This is a genomic window from Streptomyces gelaticus, assembly GCF_014649535.1.
GTDB classification, from domain to species: Bacteria; Actinomycetota; Actinomycetes; order Streptomycetales; family Streptomycetaceae; genus Streptomyces; species Streptomyces gelaticus.
This window is the reverse complement of the sequence record NZ_BMTF01000025.1, coordinates 101,015-118,681: the sequence shown is the minus strand read 5'-3', so window position 1 is coordinate 118,681 and position 17,667 is coordinate 101,015. Positions and strand designations below refer to the sequence as shown.

18 protein-coding genes are annotated in these 17,667 nt (G+C 70.9%); 7 read left to right on the top strand and 11 right to left on the bottom strand.

Annotated features, from left to right (window positions below; genetic code table 11):
* The 3 genes from IE107_RS28425 to IE107_RS28415 all read right to left on the bottom strand — a co-directional run.
* The coding region (locus tag IE107_RS28425; RefSeq protein WP_189547205.1) for a glycosyl hydrolase family 18 protein at window positions 1–1,535 on the bottom strand (1,535 nt) is incomplete at its 3' end.
* Between the two features lie 179 nt (window positions 1,536–1,714).
* The gene (locus IE107_RS28420; protein WP_189547204.1) at window positions 1,715–2,365 is read right to left on the bottom strand and encodes a response regulator; all 651 of its coding nucleotides are present in this window, start codon (window positions 2,363–2,365) and stop codon (window positions 1,715–1,717) included.
* Window positions 2,362–3,558 (bottom strand): sensor histidine kinase, encoded by a 1,197-nt coding sequence (locus IE107_RS28415; protein WP_229867298.1) that lies wholly within the window; start codon window positions 3,556–3,558, stop codon window positions 2,362–2,364. Before IE107_RS28415 ends, IE107_RS28420 begins: the two co-directional genes overlap by 4 nt.
* A gap of 151 nt (window positions 3,559–3,709) precedes the next feature.
* Here IE107_RS28415 and IE107_RS28410 point away from each other — a divergent pair, with 151 nt between their 5' ends.
* Window positions 3,710–4,252, top strand: a complete 543-nt coding sequence (locus tag IE107_RS28410) for a hypothetical protein (RefSeq protein WP_189547202.1) — start codon at window positions 3,710–3,712, stop codon at window positions 4,250–4,252.
* 52 nt (window positions 4,253–4,304) lie between these two features.
* Here the strand turns inward: IE107_RS28410 and IE107_RS28405 are convergent, their stop codons facing one another.
* Genes IE107_RS28405 through IE107_RS28395 form a run of 3 tightly spaced genes read right to left on the bottom strand, consistent with a single transcriptional unit; the run spans window position 4,305 to window position 6,438 of the window.
* Window positions 4,305–4,877, bottom strand: a complete 573-nt coding sequence (locus tag IE107_RS28405; RefSeq protein WP_189547201.1) for a cob(I)yrinic acid a,c-diamide adenosyltransferase — start codon at window positions 4,875–4,877, stop codon at window positions 4,305–4,307.
* A 20-nt stretch (window positions 4,878–4,897) separates the two neighbouring features.
* Window positions 4,898–5,647 (bottom strand): ABC transporter permease, encoded by a 750-nt coding sequence (locus IE107_RS28400; RefSeq protein ID WP_189547200.1) that lies wholly within the window; start codon window positions 5,645–5,647, stop codon window positions 4,898–4,900.
* Complete coding sequence (locus tag IE107_RS28395) at window positions 5,647–6,438, bottom strand: ABC transporter ATP-binding protein (protein ID WP_189547199.1); 792 nt, start codon at window positions 6,436–6,438, stop codon at window positions 5,647–5,649. Before IE107_RS28395 ends, IE107_RS28400 begins: the two co-directional genes overlap by 1 nt.
* A gap of 83 nt (window positions 6,439–6,521) precedes the next feature.
* Between IE107_RS28395 and IE107_RS28390 the strand changes: the two genes are divergently transcribed.
* From IE107_RS28390 to IE107_RS28375, 4 genes are all read left to right on the top strand, one after another.
* On the top strand, window positions 6,522–7,163 hold the full coding sequence (locus IE107_RS28390) for a TetR/AcrR family transcriptional regulator (protein WP_189547198.1): 642 nt from the start codon (window positions 6,522–6,524) through the stop codon (window positions 7,161–7,163).
* Between the two features lie 165 nt (window positions 7,164–7,328).
* The gene (locus IE107_RS28385) at window positions 7,329–8,177 is read left to right on the top strand and encodes a 3-hydroxyacyl-CoA dehydrogenase family protein (RefSeq protein WP_189547197.1); all 849 of its coding nucleotides are present in this window, start codon (window positions 7,329–7,331) and stop codon (window positions 8,175–8,177) included.
* Between the two features lie 236 nt (window positions 8,178–8,413).
* The gene (locus IE107_RS28380) at window positions 8,414–8,737 is read left to right on the top strand and encodes an STAS domain-containing protein (RefSeq protein ID WP_072486732.1); all 324 of its coding nucleotides are present in this window, start codon (window positions 8,414–8,416) and stop codon (window positions 8,735–8,737) included.
* A 216-nt stretch (window positions 8,738–8,953) separates the two neighbouring features.
* Window positions 8,954–11,422 (top strand): ATP-binding protein, encoded by a 2,469-nt coding sequence (locus IE107_RS28375; protein ID WP_189547196.1) that lies wholly within the window; start codon window positions 8,954–8,956, stop codon window positions 11,420–11,422.
* A gap of 68 nt (window positions 11,423–11,490) precedes the next feature.
* Here the strand turns inward: IE107_RS28375 and nucS are convergent, their stop codons facing one another.
* Window positions 11,491–12,162, bottom strand: coding sequence for an endonuclease NucS (nucS, locus tag IE107_RS28370; RefSeq protein WP_189547195.1), 672 nt, complete (start codon window positions 12,160–12,162; stop codon window positions 11,491–11,493).
* Window positions 12,163–12,432: 270 nt separating this feature from the next.
* On the opposite strand from nucS, the gene IE107_RS28365 reads away from it, so the two are divergent.
* Window positions 12,433–12,825 carry an SCO5389 family protein gene (locus IE107_RS28365; RefSeq protein ID WP_072486734.1) on the top strand — a complete coding sequence of 131 codons (393 nt, stop codon included), beginning with the start codon at window positions 12,433–12,435 and terminating at the stop codon, window positions 12,823–12,825.
* 102 nt (window positions 12,826–12,927) lie between these two features.
* Here IE107_RS28365 and IE107_RS28360 read toward each other — a convergent pair whose 3' ends face one another.
* Window positions 12,928–13,971: an LLM class flavin-dependent oxidoreductase gene (locus IE107_RS28360; protein ID WP_189547194.1), complete on the bottom strand. Its 1,044-nt coding sequence runs from the start codon at window positions 13,969–13,971 to the stop codon at window positions 12,928–12,930.
* A gap of 408 nt (window positions 13,972–14,379) precedes the next feature.
* Between IE107_RS28360 and IE107_RS28355 the strand changes: the two genes are divergently transcribed.
* Window positions 14,380–14,709 (top strand): Rv1322 family protein, encoded by a 330-nt coding sequence (locus tag IE107_RS28355; RefSeq protein ID WP_189547193.1) that lies wholly within the window; start codon window positions 14,380–14,382, stop codon window positions 14,707–14,709.
* A 21-nt stretch (window positions 14,710–14,730) separates the two neighbouring features.
* Here the strand turns inward: IE107_RS28355 and IE107_RS28350 are convergent, their stop codons facing one another.
* The 3 genes from IE107_RS28350 to IE107_RS28340 form a co-directional block, all read right to left on the bottom strand.
* Entirely contained in the window at window positions 14,731–15,615 is an 885-nt protein-coding gene (locus tag IE107_RS28350; RefSeq protein WP_189547192.1) for an ABC transporter permease, read from the bottom strand.
* Window positions 15,612–16,739: an ABC transporter ATP-binding protein gene (locus IE107_RS28345; RefSeq protein ID WP_189547191.1), complete on the bottom strand. Its 1,128-nt coding sequence runs from the start codon at window positions 16,737–16,739 to the stop codon at window positions 15,612–15,614. Before IE107_RS28345 ends, IE107_RS28350 begins: the two co-directional genes overlap by 4 nt.
* 145 nt (window positions 16,740–16,884) lie before the next feature.
* Window positions 16,885–17,664, bottom strand: a complete 780-nt coding sequence (locus tag IE107_RS28340; protein WP_189547190.1) for an ABC transporter permease — start codon at window positions 17,662–17,664, stop codon at window positions 16,885–16,887.
* Window positions 17,665–17,667: the final 3 nt, after the last annotated feature.

The window sequence follows — 17,667 nt, the reverse complement described above, 5'->3', positions numbered from 1 at the left end:
GCGGGGACGCCCTGGGCCTTCAGTTTGGCGATGGCGTCGGCGGAGTTGAAGCCGGCCTGTGGGATGCCGTCGTAGGACGTCAGCGGGGAGTGCGGGGCGGTCGGGCCCTTGGCGGCCCAGGCGCCGAAGAAGTCGTAGGTCATCACGTTGTACCAGTCCAGGGACTGGGCGGCGCCGGCGTAGTCGGCGGCGTCGATCTTGCCGCCGTCGGAGCCGTCGGCGGTGATGGCGGCCGTCACCAGGTAGTCCTTGCCGAACTTGGTGCGCAGCGCCGAGGTGAGCCCCTTCAGCGCGGCCGGGCCGCTGGTGTCGCAGGTCAGGCCGCAGGCGTTGGGGTACTCCCAGTCGATGTCGATGCCGTCGAAGACATCGGCCCAGCGCGGGTCCTCGACCAGGTTGTGGCAGGACTCGGCGAACGCGGCCGGGTTCTTCGCCGCCTCGCCGAAGCCGCCGGACCAGGTCCAGCCGCCGAACGACCACAGCACCTTGATGTGGGGGTACTTCGCCTTGAGCTTGCGCAGTTGGTTGAAGCTGCCGCGCAGCGGCTGGTCCCAGGTGTCGGCGACGCCGTCGACGGACTTGTCGGCGGTGTACGCCATGTCGTAGTCGGCGTAGGAGTCACCGATGGTGCACTTGCCGCCCTGGACGTTGCCGAAGGCGTAGTTGATGTGCGTGATCTTCGCGGCGGAACCCGAGGTGTCCAGGTTCTTGACGTGGTAGTTCCGGCCGTAGACGCCCCAGTCGGTGAAGTAGCCGAGGTTGACCTTGCCGCCGGTGCCGGGGTCGGGGTTGCCGCCGCCACCCGTGGTGCGGACCTTGACCGCGCCGCTGACCGGACCGGTCTGGCCGGCGGTGTCACGGGCCTGCACGGTGTACGAGTAGTCGGTGCCGCCCTTGAGGCCGGAGTCGGTGTACGTCGTGCCGGTGACGGTCGAGACGACCGTGCCGTCCCGCAGCACGTCGTAGTTCTTGATGCCGTTGTCGTCGGTCGCGGCGGTCCAGCTCAGCTTGGCCGAGGTGTCGGTGACGGCGCTGGCGGTGGGGGTGCCCGGCGCGGAGGGGGCGTTGTCGCCGGGGACGCTGCCGCCGTCGCAGGAGGCGCCGTTCAGCTTGCAGCCGGTGGGGGCGCCGGGGCCGGTGCCGTTGAAGCCGAAGCTGACGGAGGCACCGGGGGCGACCGAACCGTTCCAGCCGAGGTTCTTGGCGGTCCAGTGGGTGCCGGAGCTGGTGACGGTGGCGTCCCAGGCGGAGCCGACCGCTGTGCCGGAGGGGAAGTCCCACTCGATGGTCCAGGAGGACAGGGCGGTGGTGCCGGTGTTCTTCACCGTCCACTGGCCCTCGAAGCCGGAGCCCCAGTCGGACTTCTTGACGAACGACGCGGTCGCCGAGGTGGCGGCCTCGGCGGGGGTGGCCAGGCCGACCATGGCGGCGAATGGGAGCAGCAGCGCGGTGAGACCCGCGACCGCTCTGGATCTGGTGGCTCTGCCGGTCCCGAGTCTGAATCGGGTCCGGCGTAGGGGGGTTTCAGTGCTCAACGGTGCTCCTCGGGTGAGGTCCGGACATTCGGGGGTGGTCCGTGGACTGCAAACCCTGCGCCGCCCTGAGCCCGCCTTGTCATGGCGTGCTCACCGCAGTGTGCTCGGTGAGACTAGGAAGGTCTGGACCAATCGTCAAGAGGTCTGGACCAACGTTCGCCGCCGGACGGTCCTGAACGTCAGATGCCCAACTCCTGTGCGAGTACGGCGGCCTGGACCCGGCTGCGCAGGCCCAGCTTGCCCAGCAGCCTGCTCACATGGGTCTTCACCGTCGCCTCCGCCATGGAGAGCCGGACCGCGATCTCGGCGTTCGACAGGCCCTCGCCGAGACAGCCCAGGACCTCCCGCTCCCGCCGGGTGAGACCGTCGAGCACCGAGCGGTCGGGCTCCTTCACCGGCCGGGCGGGAGCGGTCCCGGCGAACTCGGCGATCAGGCGGCGCGTCACGGCCGGGGCGATCAGACCTTCGCCGCGCGCCACCGTGCGTACCGCGTCGAGGAGATCGCGTGCCTCGGTGTTCTTCAGCAGGAAGCCCGCGGCCCCCGCCCGCAGGGCCCCGAAGACGTACTCGTCGAGATCGAAGGTGGTCAGCACGAGTACGTCCGCGAGCCCTTCGGCCACCACCTGCCCGGTCGCCGACACCCCGTCCAGCCGCGGCATCTGAATGTCCATCAGCACGAGGTCCGGCCGGAGTTCGCGGGCCAGGCGCACCGCCTCCTCGCCGTCCCCGGCCTCGCCCACGACCTCGATGTCGGGCGCGCTGCGCAGGATGAGCACCAGTCCCGCCCGGACGGCCGACTGGTCCTCGGCGACCACAACCCTGATCGTCATGTCCTCGATACCCCTTCCTCCACCGGCAGTTCGGCCCGTACCCGCCAGATGCCCGTACCACCGCCGGTGGACGACGGACCGGCCTCGATCGTGCCGCCCAGCAGCGCCACCCGCTCCCGCATCCCCACCAGGCCGGCCCCCGAACCAGGTGCGCGCGGCCCGGGGCGGTCCCCGAGCACACTGCTGACCTCCACCGTGAGCAGCCGCCCGGACTGCCCGAGCCGCACCGTGACCGGGCCGGGCGCGGCATGCTTGAGCGCGTTCGTCAGGGACTCCTGGACGATCCGGTACGCGGCCAGCTCGACCGGCGCGGCAAGCGGCCCCCGTTCCTCCCGGGTGTCCTCGAAGTCGCAGGTCAGGCTGCTCGGCGCGGCGCTCGTACGGGTCTGCTCGACCAGTGCGTCCAGTGAGGCGAGGGTGGGCGACGCGGCCGGTTCCAGGGCTCCGCCGCCGGTGCGCAACAGGCCGATCAGCCGGCGCATCTCGGCGAGGCCGTCGACGCTGTTCTCCCGGATCACGCCGAGGGCCTCGCGCGAGGTGTCCGGGTCGTCGATGGAGAGCGCGGCGGTGGAGTGGATGGCGATCGCCGAGAGGTGGTTGGCCACCATGTCGTGCAGCTCGCGGGCCATCCGGGTGCGCTCGGCGGTCACCGCCTGGGCCCGGTCCATCTCGGCCAGCAGCGCGGTCTGGTCGGCACGCAGCCGGGCGGCCTCGGCGGCGTCCCGGTGGTTGCGGACACTGGCCCCGGTGATGGCCGGCCCGAACGAGACCATGCCGGTGACGACGCCGATGAGCAGTGCCTGGGGGTTGCGGAACCAGGCCAGGAACCCGATGGTGATCCCGACCGTGATCAGGAACGTGGTCACCGGGATGCGGCGGGCGGCGGACGGTTTCCCGTACAGCACGGCCGCGTACATGAGGTCCGTGAACATCAGGACCGTCGCGAGGTTCCCGACCGTGAACTGGTCCGCGACCAGTGCGAGCGTGCCGATGACCAGGGCGGGCTGCGGAGCGGTCCTGCGGACCAGTTCGAGCGCCGAGACGACGACGAGGGGCAGCAGGGAGACCCACGGGGCGACGAAGGCCCGGTCGCCCTGCAGCTGGAGGCCGAGCGACCACAGCAGAAGGCCGCCGAGGAGTCCGATGGCGGCCAGGAGCACGTCGTGGCGGTGCGGCCGGGCGAGGGAGTACACCCTCCCATCCAACACGGCCCCCCGCGCCCGGACCTCCCTACCGGGGGTGAGGAGCGAGTACATCGAAGGATGCAGTCGTAGTTCGTCACTGCCGACGACGATTCGCCGCGGTCGGGCCGGGAGGCTGGAGGCAAGGGAAAGGAGAAGTGTCGTGATCGTCACGCTGATCGTGCTCTGCGAGGTCGCCTTCTGGGTGCTGCTGGCCGCGGGGCTCGCGCTGCGGTACCTGGCGAAGAAGCCGAGACTGGGTGCGGGTGTGCTGCTGTGCGAACCGCTGCTGGAGGTCGTACTGCTGGTGGTGACGGCCATCGACCTGAAGAACGGGGCGCAGCCCGACTGGAAGCACGGGCTCGCCGCGGTCTACATCGGCTTCACGGTGGGGCTCGGCCACTCCACGATCCGCTGGGTCGACTCCTGGGTCGCCCATCGCTTCGCGGGCGCACCGCGGCCGGTGAAGCCGCCCAAGTACGGCATGGCGCGCGCGGCGCACGAATGGAAGGTCGCGGGGCGCTGGACCGTCGCGGCGGTGACCGCGCTGGCGCTGCTCCAGGCGGCCGTCTGGTACGTGGGCGGGGACGGCGACGTCTCGTCGCTCCAGGCGTGGCAGCAGACGATGCTGTTCGTCATCGGGATCAACGTGGTCATCGCGGGGAGCTACACGCTGTTCCCGAAACGCGAGCCGGCCGGGCGCTGAGCGGCCGGCCGGGCGGGGCCGACACCCGTCCGGCGGCTTCCGCACCCGGTGGCTACCGCTCCCCGCCCGGTACCCACAGCACGTCCCCGACCTCCTTGTTCGCCGTCCTCGCGAGGATGAACAGCAGGTCGGAGAGACGGTTGAGGTACGTCGCGGTCAGCGCGTTCATCACGTCGCCGTGCACCTCCAGCGCCGCCCAGGTGGACCGCTCCGCGCGCCGGACCACCGTGCACGCCTGGTGCAGCAGCGCCGCCCCGGGCGTACCGCCGGGCAGGATGAAGCTGCGCAGCTTCTCCAACTGCTCCAGATAGTGGTCGCAGTCCGCCTCCAGCTTGTCGACATAGCTCTGCTCCACCCGAAGCGGCGGGTACTTCGGGTTCTCGGCGACCGGGGTCGACAGATCGGCGCCCACGTCGAACAGGTCGTTCTGCACACGGACGAGGACCTTCACGACGTCCTCGGAGAGCTGCCCGAGCGCGATCGCGGTACCGATGACGGCGTTGGCCTCATTGGTGTCGGCGTACGCGGAGATCCGCAGATCGGTCTTGGCGGTGCGGCTCATGTCGCCGAGGGCGGTGGTGCCCTGATCGCCAGTGCGCGTGTAGATACGTGTCAGATTGACCATGTCGCCAGCCTAGTGCCGGGTTACGCACCGGCCCGGCGGAAGACCCGGGCGCCCGCCGCCAGGGCCGCGACCGCGAAGGTGACCGCCACCAGTGCCCCGTACAGCATGTGCGAGGTGGCGTACGAGCCCACGTACGCGTCCCGCACCGCGTCCACGAGATAGCGCAAGGGTGTGAAGTGCGACGCGATGTCCAGCCAGGCCGGTCCCAGTGTCATCGGCAGCATCAGGCCGGAGAGCAGCATGGCCGGCATGGCCACCGCGTTGATGACGGGACCGAACTCCTGCGGCGTCGCGACCTTCATGGCCAGCGCGTACGACAGCGAGGCCAGCGCGACCGTGAGCAGAGCGACGAACGCGAAGCCGATCAGCACCCCGGGCAGCGGCGCGCGCAGGCCCATCGCCAGAGCGGCCAGGACCAGCAGCACGGCCTGGACCACGAAGAGCAGGGCGTCCCGCAGGACCCGGCCCAGCAGCAGAGCCAGTCTGCTGACAGGCGTCACCCGCATCCGCTCCACGACCCCGGTGGACTTCTCGACGATGATCGAGAACCCGGTGAACGAGGCGCCGAACAGCACGAGTTGAAGCAGTAGTCCGGGAATCAGGACCTGCCAGGAGTCACCGGACGAGCCGAGCGGCAGACCGTCGAGGAGCGGGCCGAAGAAGAGCAGGTACAGCAGCGGCATCAGCACGCCGAAGAGCATCTGGAAGCGGGAGCGCAGGGTCTGGCGGGCGTACCGCCCGAAGACCAGTGCGGTGTCGTGGACCAGCATCAGAGTCCCTGTACGGAGAGAGGTGCGGCATCGGCGGGCGCGGCGGCGCGGCCGGTGATCGCGAGGAAGACGTCCTGGAGCGGGGCGGCGGGGGAGTCGGCGTACTCGGCCCGGAGCGCGGCCGGGGTGCCCTCGGCGACGACCACCCCCCGGTCGATCACGATCAGCCGGTCGGCGAGCGCGTCCGCCTCGTCGAGGTAATGGGTGGTGAGGACGACCGTGGTGCCGTGGTCGTCGCGCAGAGCGCGCACCAGGTCCCACAGGTCGGACCGGCTGCCCGGGTCCAGGCCGGTGGTGGGCTCGTCGAGGAAGAGGACGGGAGGGCGGTGGACGATGCCCATCGCGATGTCCAGGCGCCGGCGCTGACCGCCCGAGAGGGCGGCCGCCTTCCGGTCGAGCAGATCGCCGAGCCCGAGCAGGCCGGCCAGCTCCGCGGCCCGCTCGCCCGCCTCCGTCCTGCTCAGCCGGTACAGCCGCCCCTGGGTGACCAGCTCCTCCCGCACGGTGAGGTGGGGGTCGGCCCCGCCCGACTGGGCGACGTATCCGCACTTCGCGCGCACTCCGGCCGGGTCGTCGGCCAGGTCGTGTCCGGCGACGGTGGCCGCGCCGCCGGTGGGGGCGAGCAGCGTGGTCAGCATCCGCAGAGTGGTGGTCTTTCCCGCTCCGTTGGGGCCGAGGAGGCAGACGATCTCGCCCGCCGCGACCGCCAGGTCGACGGAGCGCACGGCGTGCACCGGCCCGTTCCCGCTGTCGAAGGTCCGGGCGAGGCCGGACGTACTGATGATTGGCATAGTGACCACAAAAACAGAGCCACTGAAAAAATGCAATGACACCAACTTTTCATCGCCTCCGGCTCCGGGCCTATGATGGGCGGATGGGCGAGGGACTCAGGGAACGCAAGAAGCGCCAGGCGAGGCAGCACATCTCGGACCTCGCGACCGGGCTGTTCCTGGAGCACGGATTCGTGACGGTGACCGTCGCCGAGATCGCCGAACTGGCGGACGTCTCCGTGAACACGGTCTACAACTACTTCCCCGCCAAGGAGGACCTCTTCCTCGACCGGATGAAGGGCGTCACCCAGCGGGTGGCCCGCTTCGTCCGCGCCCGCGACAAGGGCGAGTCGGCGGCCGAGGCGGTGCTGCGGGAGCTGCGGGCCCTGGTCGTCGCGGTGTCGCCGGAGCTCGGGCTGATGGACGGCTTCGCCGACTTCATGCGGGTCGTCGAGGAGGCGCCCACACTCCAGGCCCGCCTCTCGCGGCTCCAGCAGGAGGTCCTGGAGGCCGTCGTCGCCACCCTGCGCGAGGAGACCGGCGCACCGGCCGGCGATCCGCTGCCGGATCTGGTCGGCGGTCAGCTCACCTGGATAGAGGGCGCCCTCGTCGCCCACATCAGCCAGGAGATGCTGGCCGGACGCAAGGCGGTCGAGGTCTCGCGCGACGCGCTCGCCCTGCTCGACGAGATCGAGGAGCTCCTCGGCGAAAAGGTCCTCAACTACGCCCGGCGCGCCGCCGAATGAGGCGGACCGGTGTGATGTCCGTCATGTGAGACGTGACGCGCATCTCTTCACGGCCCCAGCGCCCCTCACGGGTACTAATCTCCGCCGGAGAGCATGTGAATATCCGTTAAGACCGGCCGTGCAGGGACCAGCTGCAGAGGCGAACAGAAACCAAGGGGTGCACACGTGGCCAGGAAGCTCGCCGTCATCGGAGCCGGACTCATGGGGTCCGGCATCGCGCAGGTCTCCGCCCAGGCGGGCTGGGACGTGGTGCTGCGCGACGTCACCGACGAAGCCCTGACCCGTGGACGTGACGGCATCAAGGCCTCGTACGACAAGTTCGTTTCCAAGGGCAAGCTGGACGCGGCCGACGCCGAGGCCGCGCTCGCCCGCATCACGACCACCACCGACCTCGACGCGGTCGCCGACGCGGATGTCGTCGTCGAGGCCGTCTTCGAGAAGCTGGAGGTCAAGCACGAGATCTTCCGGGCCCTCGACAAGATCGTCCGGGACGACACCGTCCTCGCCTCCAACACCTCCGCCATCCCGATTACCAAGATCGCGGCCGTGACGGAGCACCCCGAGCGCGTCGTCGGTGTGCACTTCTTCTCGCCGGTCCCCATGATGCAGCTCTGCGAACTCGTCCGCGGCTACAAGACGAGCGACGAAACCCTCGCCACCGCACGGGAGTTCGCCGAGTCCGTCGGCAAGACCTGCATCGTCGTCAACCGCGACGTGGCCGGCTTCGTCACCACCCGGCTGATCTCGGCGCTCGTCGTCGAGGCCGCCAAGCTGTACGAGTCGGGCGTCGCCTCGGCCGAGGACATCGACATCGCCTGCAAGCTCGGCTTCGGCCACGCCATGGGCCCGCTCGCCACGGCGGACCTGACCGGCGTCGACATCCTGCTGCACGCCACGAGCAACATCTACACCGAGTCGCAGGACGAGAAGTTCGCAGCGCCGGAGCTGATGCGCCGGATGGTGGATGCAGGTGACATCGGCCGCAAGAGCGGGCAGGGCTTCTACACGTACTGATCGATTTCGGTCCTCCGGTTGCCCGATCTGCTCGTCGGTCGGGCCCGGAGGGCCGGGGGAGTCTTCCGGAAGCAGTGGATCCGTGTGGGCCCTCGCCGTGCCTCAGTCACTCCGCGGAGTGAATTCGGTATCGGTTCGCTTACAGACGGAAACTTCCCTGTCTCCGCCGCAGTCAGTTGTGGGAGAGACAGAACAGACGGACGAACCTTGCCACGGAGCATTTCAGGGGAGCGCATATGCACATCAGGGGCGACCACGCCGAGCTGGTCGTCGGGGGCCGCCTCGACGTCCGAAGCGCGGCGGACGCCCGTACGGCCCTGCACTCGGCCCTCGACGACGGCGTGGGCGACCTGGTGCTCGACCTGACCGAGCTGGACTCCTGGGACGCCACCGGACTCGGCGTCATCATGGGCGCACACCGCCGGGCCGGACGGGCCGGGCGGCGGCTGGTGCTCCGCGGCGTGCCGCCGCAGATGCAGCGTCTGCTGGTGGCGACCCGGCTGCACCGCATCCTGGCCATCGAGGGCGGAATCGCCGCGGACTCGCTGCCGCGCGTGTAGCGGCGTGCGCCGCGGCCGGAATCGCGCAATCCGTACGAGAACGTGCGCTTCGGGCGGCGTGGCCCCCCGACTGTGCGGGGGCACCGGGCGACGGTCTAGGGTTCGGCCCGTCCGCCGATTGACGAACCCCACCGGGCGGACACCGGACCAGAAGCGACAGCGGGGCGTGCGAGGCCGGAGGGGCAATCGTGCGCGACGCGTCTGGGGGCTTTGGCGATGGACCCGACACACCGGGGACCGGAACAGTACGGCCGGGACAAGGACGGCTCCGGTGAGGGGCCCGTCCGCAGACGGCCAGCCCGCGACCAGCTGACCCCGGACCCCGGTCACCCGGCGCCGCCGCAGGCCCGCGTCGTCCGGCTCATATCGGGCGAGTACCTCCTCACCGTCAACCCGGTCGACGGCAGCGAGGTCGAGCTGTGCCCGCCGGGGGAGCAGCCCGGTCCTCCGGCCCGCCGTACCGCCGCCGGACGCGCCGACCGCGAACGCGCCACCGCGCCGCCCGTACCGCCGGGCCCGCCCGCCCCCCAACTGCCGCTCCTGGAACGTGCGCAGGAACGCGAACGGTTGGCGCGCCTGCTGGCCCAGGGCCGCTCGGTGCGGCTCACGGGACCGGCCGGATCCGGCCGTACGGCACTGCTGGACGCCGTCGCGGCCGACTGCGCGGACCTCGCACCGGACGGAGTCGTACGGCTCAGTGGCTACCGGCGCACCGCCACCGATGTGCTGTACGGGCTCTTCGAGGCCGTCCATGACTCGCCGCTGCACCGCCCCGACCGCGCCGGCCTGCTCGAAAAGGTCCGGAGCATCGGCGCCGTCGTCCTGCTCGACGACCTGGAGTTCGGCGGGGCCGCGCTGGAGGAGCTGCTCGACGCGACACCGGAGTGCGCCTTCCTGTTCGCGACGGTTCCGGACGTCGCCGCGCCCAGCACCGAGTCGCTCCTCGAAGAGGTCTTCCTCGGGGGCCTCGGCCGCAGCGCCGCGGTCGACCTGCTGGAGCGGGTCGTCGAACGCCCGCTCACCGAGGAGGAGGCGAACTGGGCGGGGGACCTCTGGTTCGAGTCCGAGGGGCTGCCGCTGCGCTTCGTCCAGGCGGGTGCCCTGCTGCGCCAGCGCGACATGCTGCGTACCGACCCCGAGGCGTACGGCGTGTCCGGCGACGGCCGGCCCGCGGAGGTCCCCTTCGGCCACGACCAGAACGTCGACGGCGTCCACATCCCGCTGCCCAGCCTCGGGGAGGGCGCGGCGCCCGCCGAGCTGCTCGCCTCACGGCTGAGCGCGTCCGCCCGCGACACCCTGCGCTTCGCGGTGGCCCTCGGTGGCGAGGTGCCGCACCAGGCACATCTGCCGGCACTCACCGGGGACACCCACGCCGATGCCGCGCTCGGTGAGCTGGCCGGCTGCGGGCTGCTCTCCCCGGCCGGCCCCCGCTACCGGCTGGCCGCCGGTGTGGTGACCCAGCTGGAGGCCGCCGGATACGGCGAGGACGCCACCGACCGGGCGCGGACCGTGGCCCAGCACTACGCCTGGTGGGCCGGTCACCCCTCGGTCACACCCGAGCGGGTGGCGGCCGAGGGCGACGCGATCGTCGCGGCGATGGCGCAGCTGGTGCCCGGCGACGGGGCGGGACAGACCAGCGTGGCCGTGCTGCTGGCCCGCAGCGCCTCTCCGGCCTTCGCGGCGGGGCTGCACTGGGGCGCCTGGGAGCGGGCGCTGAGGATCGGCCAGGAGGCGGCCAGGATCGCCGGAGAGGTCGCCGAAGAGGCGTACTTCCACCACGAGTTGGGCATCCTGGCGCTGCTGACCGGCAATCCGGACCGGGCCAGGGCCGAACTGGAGACCTCGATCGGCATGCGCGGGGTGCTCGCCGACAAGTCCGGCGCGGTGGCGGGACGGCGGGCCCTCACACTGGTCGCGGACCGTTCCGGCGGCCCGCTGCCCCTCGTCCTCACCCCGCCGGGGGACGAGCTGCCGGTCCCGCGGGCCGAGGAGCCGCCGACGGCGCCCACCCGTGCGACGCCGTCCGTGACGCAGACGCTGTCGAGGCCGTACGACGTCGCCGCCGCCACGGTGATCTCGCCGCAGGGCACCTCCAAGGAGGCCGGGAAGGGCCGCTTCGCGGCGCTCGCCGGGGCCCGGCGCAACCTGGTCGCGACGGCCGCGGGCGTACTCCTGACCGGTGTACTCGGCACGGTGGTGGCGCTGGGGCTGGCCTCCGGCGACGACGACGTCCCGGGGAACCGGGGGGTCACCACCGAGCAGTCGCAGAACCAGGACGACGGCGAGGACGAAGCCCCGGCGGACGGCTCGACGCCCGATGGCGCGGAGCCCGGCGGCAGCACGTCGACGCCCGGCCCGTCGGGCGGCGAGACCACGCCGAGCAGCAGCGGGACGCCGTCCCCGGACTCCTCGGGGCCGAGTGACACCCCTTCGTCCGACACCCCGTCCAGCGGCAGGCCCTCGTCGGACAAGCCGACCAGGTCGCCCAGCCCGACGAAGTCGTCCACGCCGACGAAGTCGCCCAGTCCGAGCGGGAGCCCGACGGACAGTGGCTCACCGACCCCGACGGACACGGCCACCGAACCCGAGCCGTCCTCGCCCGACACCTCCGACTCGGCGAGCGGGCCCTCGTCCTCCTCGTCGTCGTCCACGGCGAGTGCGGAGAGCAGCCCGACGGTGGCCTGAACCGCCCCGGAACCGGCGAACGCCGGACGTGACACACACGTCCGGCGTTCGGGGGAGAGCGGAAAGGGTCAGAACAGCCGCAGCTTGTCGTCCTCGATGCCGCGCAGCGCGTCGTAGTCGAGAACGACACAGTCGATCCCGCGGTCCGTCGCCAGCACCCGCGCCTGCGGCTTGATCTCCTGGGCGGCGAAGACGCCCTTCACCGGGGCGAGATGGGGATCGCGGTTGAGCAGCTCCAGATAGCGGGTCAGCTGCTCCACACCGTCGATGTCGCCGCGCCGCTTCAGCTCCACGGCGACCGTTCGGCCGTCGGCGTCCCGGCACAGGATGTCGACCGGCCCGATGGCGGTGAAGTACTCGCGGCGGATCAGGGTGTAGCCCTCGCCGAGCGTCTCGATCCGGTCGGCGAGCAGTTCCTGCAGATGCGCTTCGACGCCGTCCTTGATGAGACCCGGGTCGACACCCAGCTCGTGGGACGAGTCATGGAGGATCTCCTCCATCGTGATGATCAGTTTCTCGCCCGCTTTGTTCACCACGGTCCAGATACCCGCGGTGTCGTCCGCGCCCTCCTTGAGGGTGCAGGGCGGTGACATCCAGTTGAGGGGTTTGTACGCCCTGTCGTCGGCGTGGATCGACACGCTCCCGTCCGCCTTCACCAGGATCAGACGGGGAGCGGAGGGCAGGTGGGCCGTGAGCCGGCCGGCGTAGTCCACGGAGCAGCGGGCGATGACGAGACGCATGGTCGGCAACGCTACTCGACGAGGGGTGCTCCACGCGATTCTCCCCCTGTCGCACCCGTCTCCCGGGTCGACTCCGCTGGGTGCCGTTCGGGCTTGCCCCTCTTTGCGCCCCTTCGTTGTTGGCCGGTTGTGTTCCCAATCTCCTGGTGCGGCCAGGACTGCACCCTTACCGTGTAAGCAGGAGGTCGCCGTCCGTGTACGCTGCGTCGCCGCCCTCCTTCCCAGCCCGTAAGGCCCCGGCCCGTTGCCGGGGTCGCGAGAGGAGAACCCATGTCGCTCGACGTCTCACCGGCGCTGTTGGAACAGGCCGAGCGAGGCGAGGTCGACGAAGCCGACTTCGTCGACTGCGTCCGGACCTCCCTGCCCTATGCATGGGAGATGATCAGCTCGTTGGTGGCCCAGCTGAAGGTCGACGGCGGGGAGTTCGCCGACAATCAGACACCGCCGCCCAACGAACAGGCACGTGGTCAGCTGCTGCGCGCGCTCGCGAGCGATGCCATACGCGGTGCGCTGCAGCGGCACTTCGGGGTGCGCCTGGCATTCCAGAACTGCCACCGCGTCGCGGTGTTCCCGCTGGACGCCTCGGTCGACGAGCGCCTGGCCCGCTTCACCTCGGTGCGGGGCCAGTTGCTCAACCAGTCGCCCGAACTCCGGGACTGCTAGGGCCTGTCCGGCGGGCAGGCCTTGACGCCTCTGCTGCCGTTCCGGGGCCGGGATCATGCAACTCGCTCCGGGGCGGCGGCCCCCCGTACCTCTTACGACGTGTCAGGTGAGCAGCGGGAGCACTTCGGTGCCCAGCCGCGCCACGTTCTCCTCCGTGGCTGCCAGATCCCCGGAACCCTCCACAAGGAGCGCGAAGCGGGTGATGCCTGTCCGCTCGGCGGTGGCGGCGAGCCGGTCGGCGGCGAGCCGGGGCGGGCCCACCGGGTGAAGGCCGCACAGCAGCTCCGTGTACGCGACCGGATCGCGCATCACCCGGTGCCTGCCGTCGACCGTCACATGCGCCTCCAGCCCCTGCCGCAGCCAGCCCGGCATCGCCTTCACGAGCGTCTCCACCGCTTCCTCGGGGCCGTCGGCGATCTGGGCCACTCCGGCGGAGACGTGGCCGGCCCCGTGGACGCTCTCGGGGGAGCGGCCCGCGGCGAGCGCCGTGGAGCGCCACAGGGCGACCATGTCCGCCTTCTCCTGGTCCCCGCAGTGCATCCCGAGGAGCATCGGCAGCCCCTGCTCCGCGGCGAGCTTCACCGTCTTCGGAGAGGTGCACGCGACGACCACCTCAAGGCCGCCGGGGCATTCGGCGCCGCCCTCGGCGAGGAGCTCGTCGGCCCGGGGGACCACGGCGACCTCGCGGAAGCCGTACCGCTCCCCGTGTCCGGCCACCCGCGGCTTGCCCAGCCAGTCCAGCAGCAGCTCCAGGGATTCCGGGAAGCCCTTCTCGTACGCCTCCAGGCCCGCCCCGAACACCTCCAGATCGACCCAGGGGCCGCCCCGGCCGACGCCGAGGGTGAACCGGCCGCCGCTGGTGAGATGGAGCAGCGCGGCCTGTTCGCCGAGCGCCACCGGATGCTGGGTCGACAGCACGCTCACCGCCGTGCCCACCCGGATCCTGCGGGTGCGGCCGAGCAGCAGCGCGGCCAGGGTGACGGCGGACGGGCAGACCCCGTACGGCACGAAATGATGCTCTGCCAGCCAGACCGAGTCGAGCCCGGATTCCTCCGCGACCTCGGTGGACCGGATCGCGCGGTGCAGCGCTTCCCCCGGTCCCTGCCCCGGAAACTGGGCTGCCAGTACGAACGTTCCCACACGCATGGCCAATTGCCTCCTTGCGGCCGACGCGGCTCTCCCCTGTAGAGCAACAACGTCTGACACGTGCCAAAGGCACGGTCCGCCGGCAGGTTGTTGCGATTTTCCGGTAACTCACCCCGTACGGAGCGTCGCCCCGTACGGAGCGTCGCCCCGTACGGAGCGTCGCCCCGTACGGCGCCGGATGCCCGTGTCGGCCAAATGGCCAAGGGCTGTCCCGTAAACCCTGGTGGATCGGCGTGCGGCGTCGGATGCGGTGCGTCGCAAGGCGGAGTGGACGCCCGAATACTGGGTGTATTCGGGCGTCCCGACAACGCGGCGAGGTGCCGTGGCTGTCGTCGCACGCCCGCCAGGGACTACGGGACAGCCCTTAGGCTGTTCGGGAACTGCCCGGACTGTTCAGTGAGGTGTCAGGTGTCCCCGCGTCGTAACCGCCCCCGAGGCGGCGAGAGTCCCCACGAAAGTGCCGAGGAGCCGGGGGGCCGGTACGGGGGCGGCGGACGCGCCGAGGAATGGCGGGGCGAGCAGTGGTCCGTCCGCCCGGTCAGCGGCGCGAGCGCGGCGGGCAAGCGGTACCGCTGCCCCGGCTGCGACCAGGAGATCCCGTCCGGTGTCCCGCATCTGGTGGCCTGGTCCGAGTACGGCGGGATCGACGACCGCAGGCACTGGCACAAGGCGTGCTGGAACGCGAAGGACCGCCGCACCACACAGGTGCAGCGGTCCAGGAACGCGCCTCGTCACTGAGCCCCGCCGGGCGGGGGCGGGTCAGACGTCCCGGCGGTCGAGGGAGGCGAACGCGCAGATCAGGGCCGCGGCCGTGATACCGAGCATGATCCACAGCGGGTCCCAGCCGGACGGTCCCGAATCCGCGACCGAGGTGGAGTACAAGGCGCTGAGCTGGCTCGGGATCGAATACTGGAAGAGCGCCAGCCGCAGGTCGGAGAGCGACTCCGCGAACATGAACATGGCCAGGACCAGCGGCAGCAGCACCACCCCGATCATGACCGTGATCGCACCGGCGGAGTGCCGGACGAGGGCGCCGACCGCGAGGGAGAGCAGTCCCAGCATCGCGATGTAGAGGCCGACCCCGACCGTCGCGCGCAGCCAGTCTCCGGCACTGGGCGCCGCGCTGTCGATGAACGCCGTGTGCATCCCCGCGACCAGCGCGGTCGTCACGGTCGTGATCACGAAGGTGAGCAGGAAGAAGACGATCGCCTTCGCGCTCAGCACGCGGGCGCGGCTGGGGCAGGCCGTCAGCGTCGTACGGATCATGCCCGTGCTGTACTCCGAGGCGATGGTCATCACACCGAGCGTGATCACACAGATCGAGCCCAGCAGCACTCCGAAGAAGCCGAGGCTCAGCACCGGCGTCGAGCCGAGGTCGGGGTCGGGGTCGGAATCGACGGTGTTGACCGCGATCGTGGCCAGCAGCCCGATGCCGAGCAGCAGCACGATCATGACGCCGAGCGTCCACATGGTGGAGCGCACCGAGCGGATCTTGGTCCACTCGGAGGCGATCGCGTCGGCGAGGGTGGCCCGGCGCACCGGGATCGGCGAGGTGTACGCACCGGCCGGTGCGGGCTGCGGGCTGTACTGCGGGGCCGGGGCCTGCCGCTGGGACGGCGCCTGCGGGGTCGGCGGCGTGGTCATCGGGCGTCCTCGCTGGTGTCGCGCTCGGTCAGGTCTGCGGTGGTCGTGGAGGGCGCGGCCGGGGCCGCCGCGGGCGGGTTCTGTCCTGGCGGCGGCGGGGCGTACCAGTTCTGCTGCGGCGCCTCCAGGACCGGTGGCTGCGACGCCCCGTACCCCGGCTGTCCGTACCCGTGGTCCGCCGGCGGCTGGAGCCCCGCCTTCTGGTCCGCCGTCGAGCGGTAGTCCACGACGGACTGGGTCATCCGCATGTACGCCTCCTCCAGCGAGGCCTGGTGCGGCGAAAGCTCCCACAGCCGGACGTCCGAATCGTGCGCCACCTCGCTGATCCGCGGCAGCGGCAGCCCGGTGACCCGCAGGGCCCCGTCCGGCTCGGACATGACCCGGCCGCCCGCCTCGGTGAGCGAGGCCGTCAGCTTCTCGCGCCGCTCCGCGAGGCCGTCGGCGACCCGGACCCGGGCGAAGTCGGCCGAGTTGACGGAGATGAACTCCTTGACGTTCATGTCGGCGAGCAGCTGCCCTCGGCCGATCACGATCAGGTGGTCGGCGGTGAGCGCCATCTCACTCATCAGATGGCTGGAGACGAAGACCGTACGGCCCTCGGACGCCAGCATCTTCATCAGATTGCGGACCCAGAGGATGCCCTCGGGGTCCAGGCCGTTGACCGGCTCGTCGAAGAGGAGCACCTGCGGGTCGCCGAGCAGTGCCGCCGCGATCCCGAGCCGCTGGCCCATGCCGAGCGAGAAGCCCTTGGACCGCTTCCGGGCGACGTCCTGGAGGCCGACGACGCCGAGCACCTCGTCGACCCGGGCGGCCGGGATGCCCGCGAGCTGGGCGAGCGAGAGGAGGTGGTTACGGGCGCTGCGGCCGCCGTGCACCGCCTTGGCGTCCAGCAGGGCGCCCACCTGGCGCGGGGCGTTCGGCAGGCTGCGGAAGGGGTGGCCGCCGATCGTCACATGACCGGAGGTCGGCTGGTCCAGGCCCAGGATCATGCGCATGGTGGTGGACTTGCCCGACCCGTTGGGACCGAGGAATCCGGTGACGGTGCCCGGCCGCACCTGGAAGGAAAGGTTGGACACGGCCGTCTTCGCGCCATAGCGCTTTGTCAGGCCGACTGCCTCGATCATGCTTCAGCCCCATCGACTCACTGCTGTCGTCGGGGCCCAGGCCGAGTGGCCGCACGCCCCCGTAAGACTTAGGAGGATATCCAGGCCGTGACGGTTCCGGCCAAGCCGTTGCGGGCGCGCGTCCTGCTCGGGGCCGGGCGGACGCTCACGCATCCCGCTTCTTGAGTACGAGATAGCCGCCGATCAGCGCGGCCGCCACCCAGGCGACCAGGATGCCGAGCCCTCCCCATGGCCCGTACGGAGCCGGGTTGCTGTTCATGGCGTCGGGAACCACCTGCATGATCTTGGACCCCGCCTGGTCGGGGAAGTAACGGGCGACCTTCTTCGCCCCCGGGACCGCCGACAGGATCTGGGAGACCAGGAAGAAGAACGGCATCAGGATGCCGAGCGACAGCATGGAGCTGCGCAGCATCGTCGCCACACCCATCGAGAAGATCCCGATCAGGCCCATGTAGACGCCACCGCCGACGACCGCGCGCAGGACGTTGTCCGCACCGATGTCCGTGCGGTGCTCGCCGAGCAGGGCCTGCCCGAGGAAGAACGAGACGAAGCTGGTCGCGATGCCGACCACCAGGGCCAGCACACCGGCCACCGCGACCTTGCTGAACAGGAAGGAACCTCGCTGGGGCACGGCCGCCAGGGAGGTGCGGATCATGCCTGAGCTGTACTCCGTTCCGACCACCAGCACACCGAAGACGACCATGGCCAGCTGGCCGAGGACCATGCCGGAGAAGCTGATGAGGGTCGGGTCGAAGGTGACCCGCTGCGCCACCGGGAGGTCGTCGAACTGGGCGTTCATCAGGGCGCAGAGCGCCGCGCCCATCGCGACGGTGACGACGAACGCGGAGATCAGCGTCCAGACGGTCGAGGAGACCGTACGGATCTTGGTCCACTCGGAGGCCAGGACCGCGGGTACCGATGCCATCGT

Excerpts from the sequence above, each read along its gene's own strand:
- IE107_RS28350 (WP_189547192.1), bottom strand. The coding sequence starts at position 15,615 with ATGACCACGCCGCCGACCCCGCAGGCGCCGTCCCAGCGGCAGGCCCCG.
- IE107_RS28395 (WP_189547199.1), bottom strand. The coding sequence starts at position 6,438 with ATGCCAATCATCAGTACGTCCGGCCTCGCCCGGACCTTCGACAGCGGG.
- IE107_RS28390 (WP_189547198.1), top strand. The coding sequence starts at position 6,522 with ATGGGCGAGGGACTCAGGGAACGCAAGAAGCGCCAGGCGAGGCAGCAC.
- IE107_RS28360 (WP_189547194.1), bottom strand. The coding sequence starts at position 13,971 with ATGCGTGTGGGAACGTTCGTACTGGCAGCCCAGTTTCCGGGGCAGGGA.
- IE107_RS28380 (WP_072486732.1), top strand. The coding sequence starts at position 8,414 with ATGCACATCAGGGGCGACCACGCCGAGCTGGTCGTCGGGGGCCGCCTC.
- IE107_RS28405 (WP_189547201.1), bottom strand. The coding sequence starts at position 4,877 with ATGGTCAATCTGACACGTATCTACACGCGCACTGGCGATCAGGGCACC.
- IE107_RS28375 (WP_189547196.1), top strand. The coding sequence starts at position 8,954 with ATGGACCCGACACACCGGGGACCGGAACAGTACGGCCGGGACAAGGAC.
- IE107_RS28400 (WP_189547200.1), bottom strand. The coding sequence starts at position 5,647 with ATGCTGGTCCACGACACCGCACTGGTCTTCGGGCGGTACGCCCGCCAG.
- IE107_RS28420 (WP_189547204.1), bottom strand. The coding sequence starts at position 2,365 with ATGACGATCAGGGTTGTGGTCGCCGAGGACCAGTCGGCCGTCCGGGCG.
- nucS (WP_189547195.1), bottom strand. The coding sequence starts at position 12,162 with ATGCGTCTCGTCATCGCCCGCTGCTCCGTGGACTACGCCGGCCGGCTC.
- IE107_RS28365 (WP_072486734.1), top strand. The coding sequence starts at position 12,433 with ATGTCGCTCGACGTCTCACCGGCGCTGTTGGAACAGGCCGAGCGAGGC.
- IE107_RS28340 (WP_189547190.1), bottom strand. The coding sequence starts at position 17,664 with ATGGCATCGGTACCCGCGGTCCTGGCCTCCGAGTGGACCAAGATCCGT.
- IE107_RS28345 (WP_189547191.1), bottom strand. The coding sequence starts at position 16,739 with ATGATCGAGGCAGTCGGCCTGACAAAGCGCTATGGCGCGAAGACGGCC.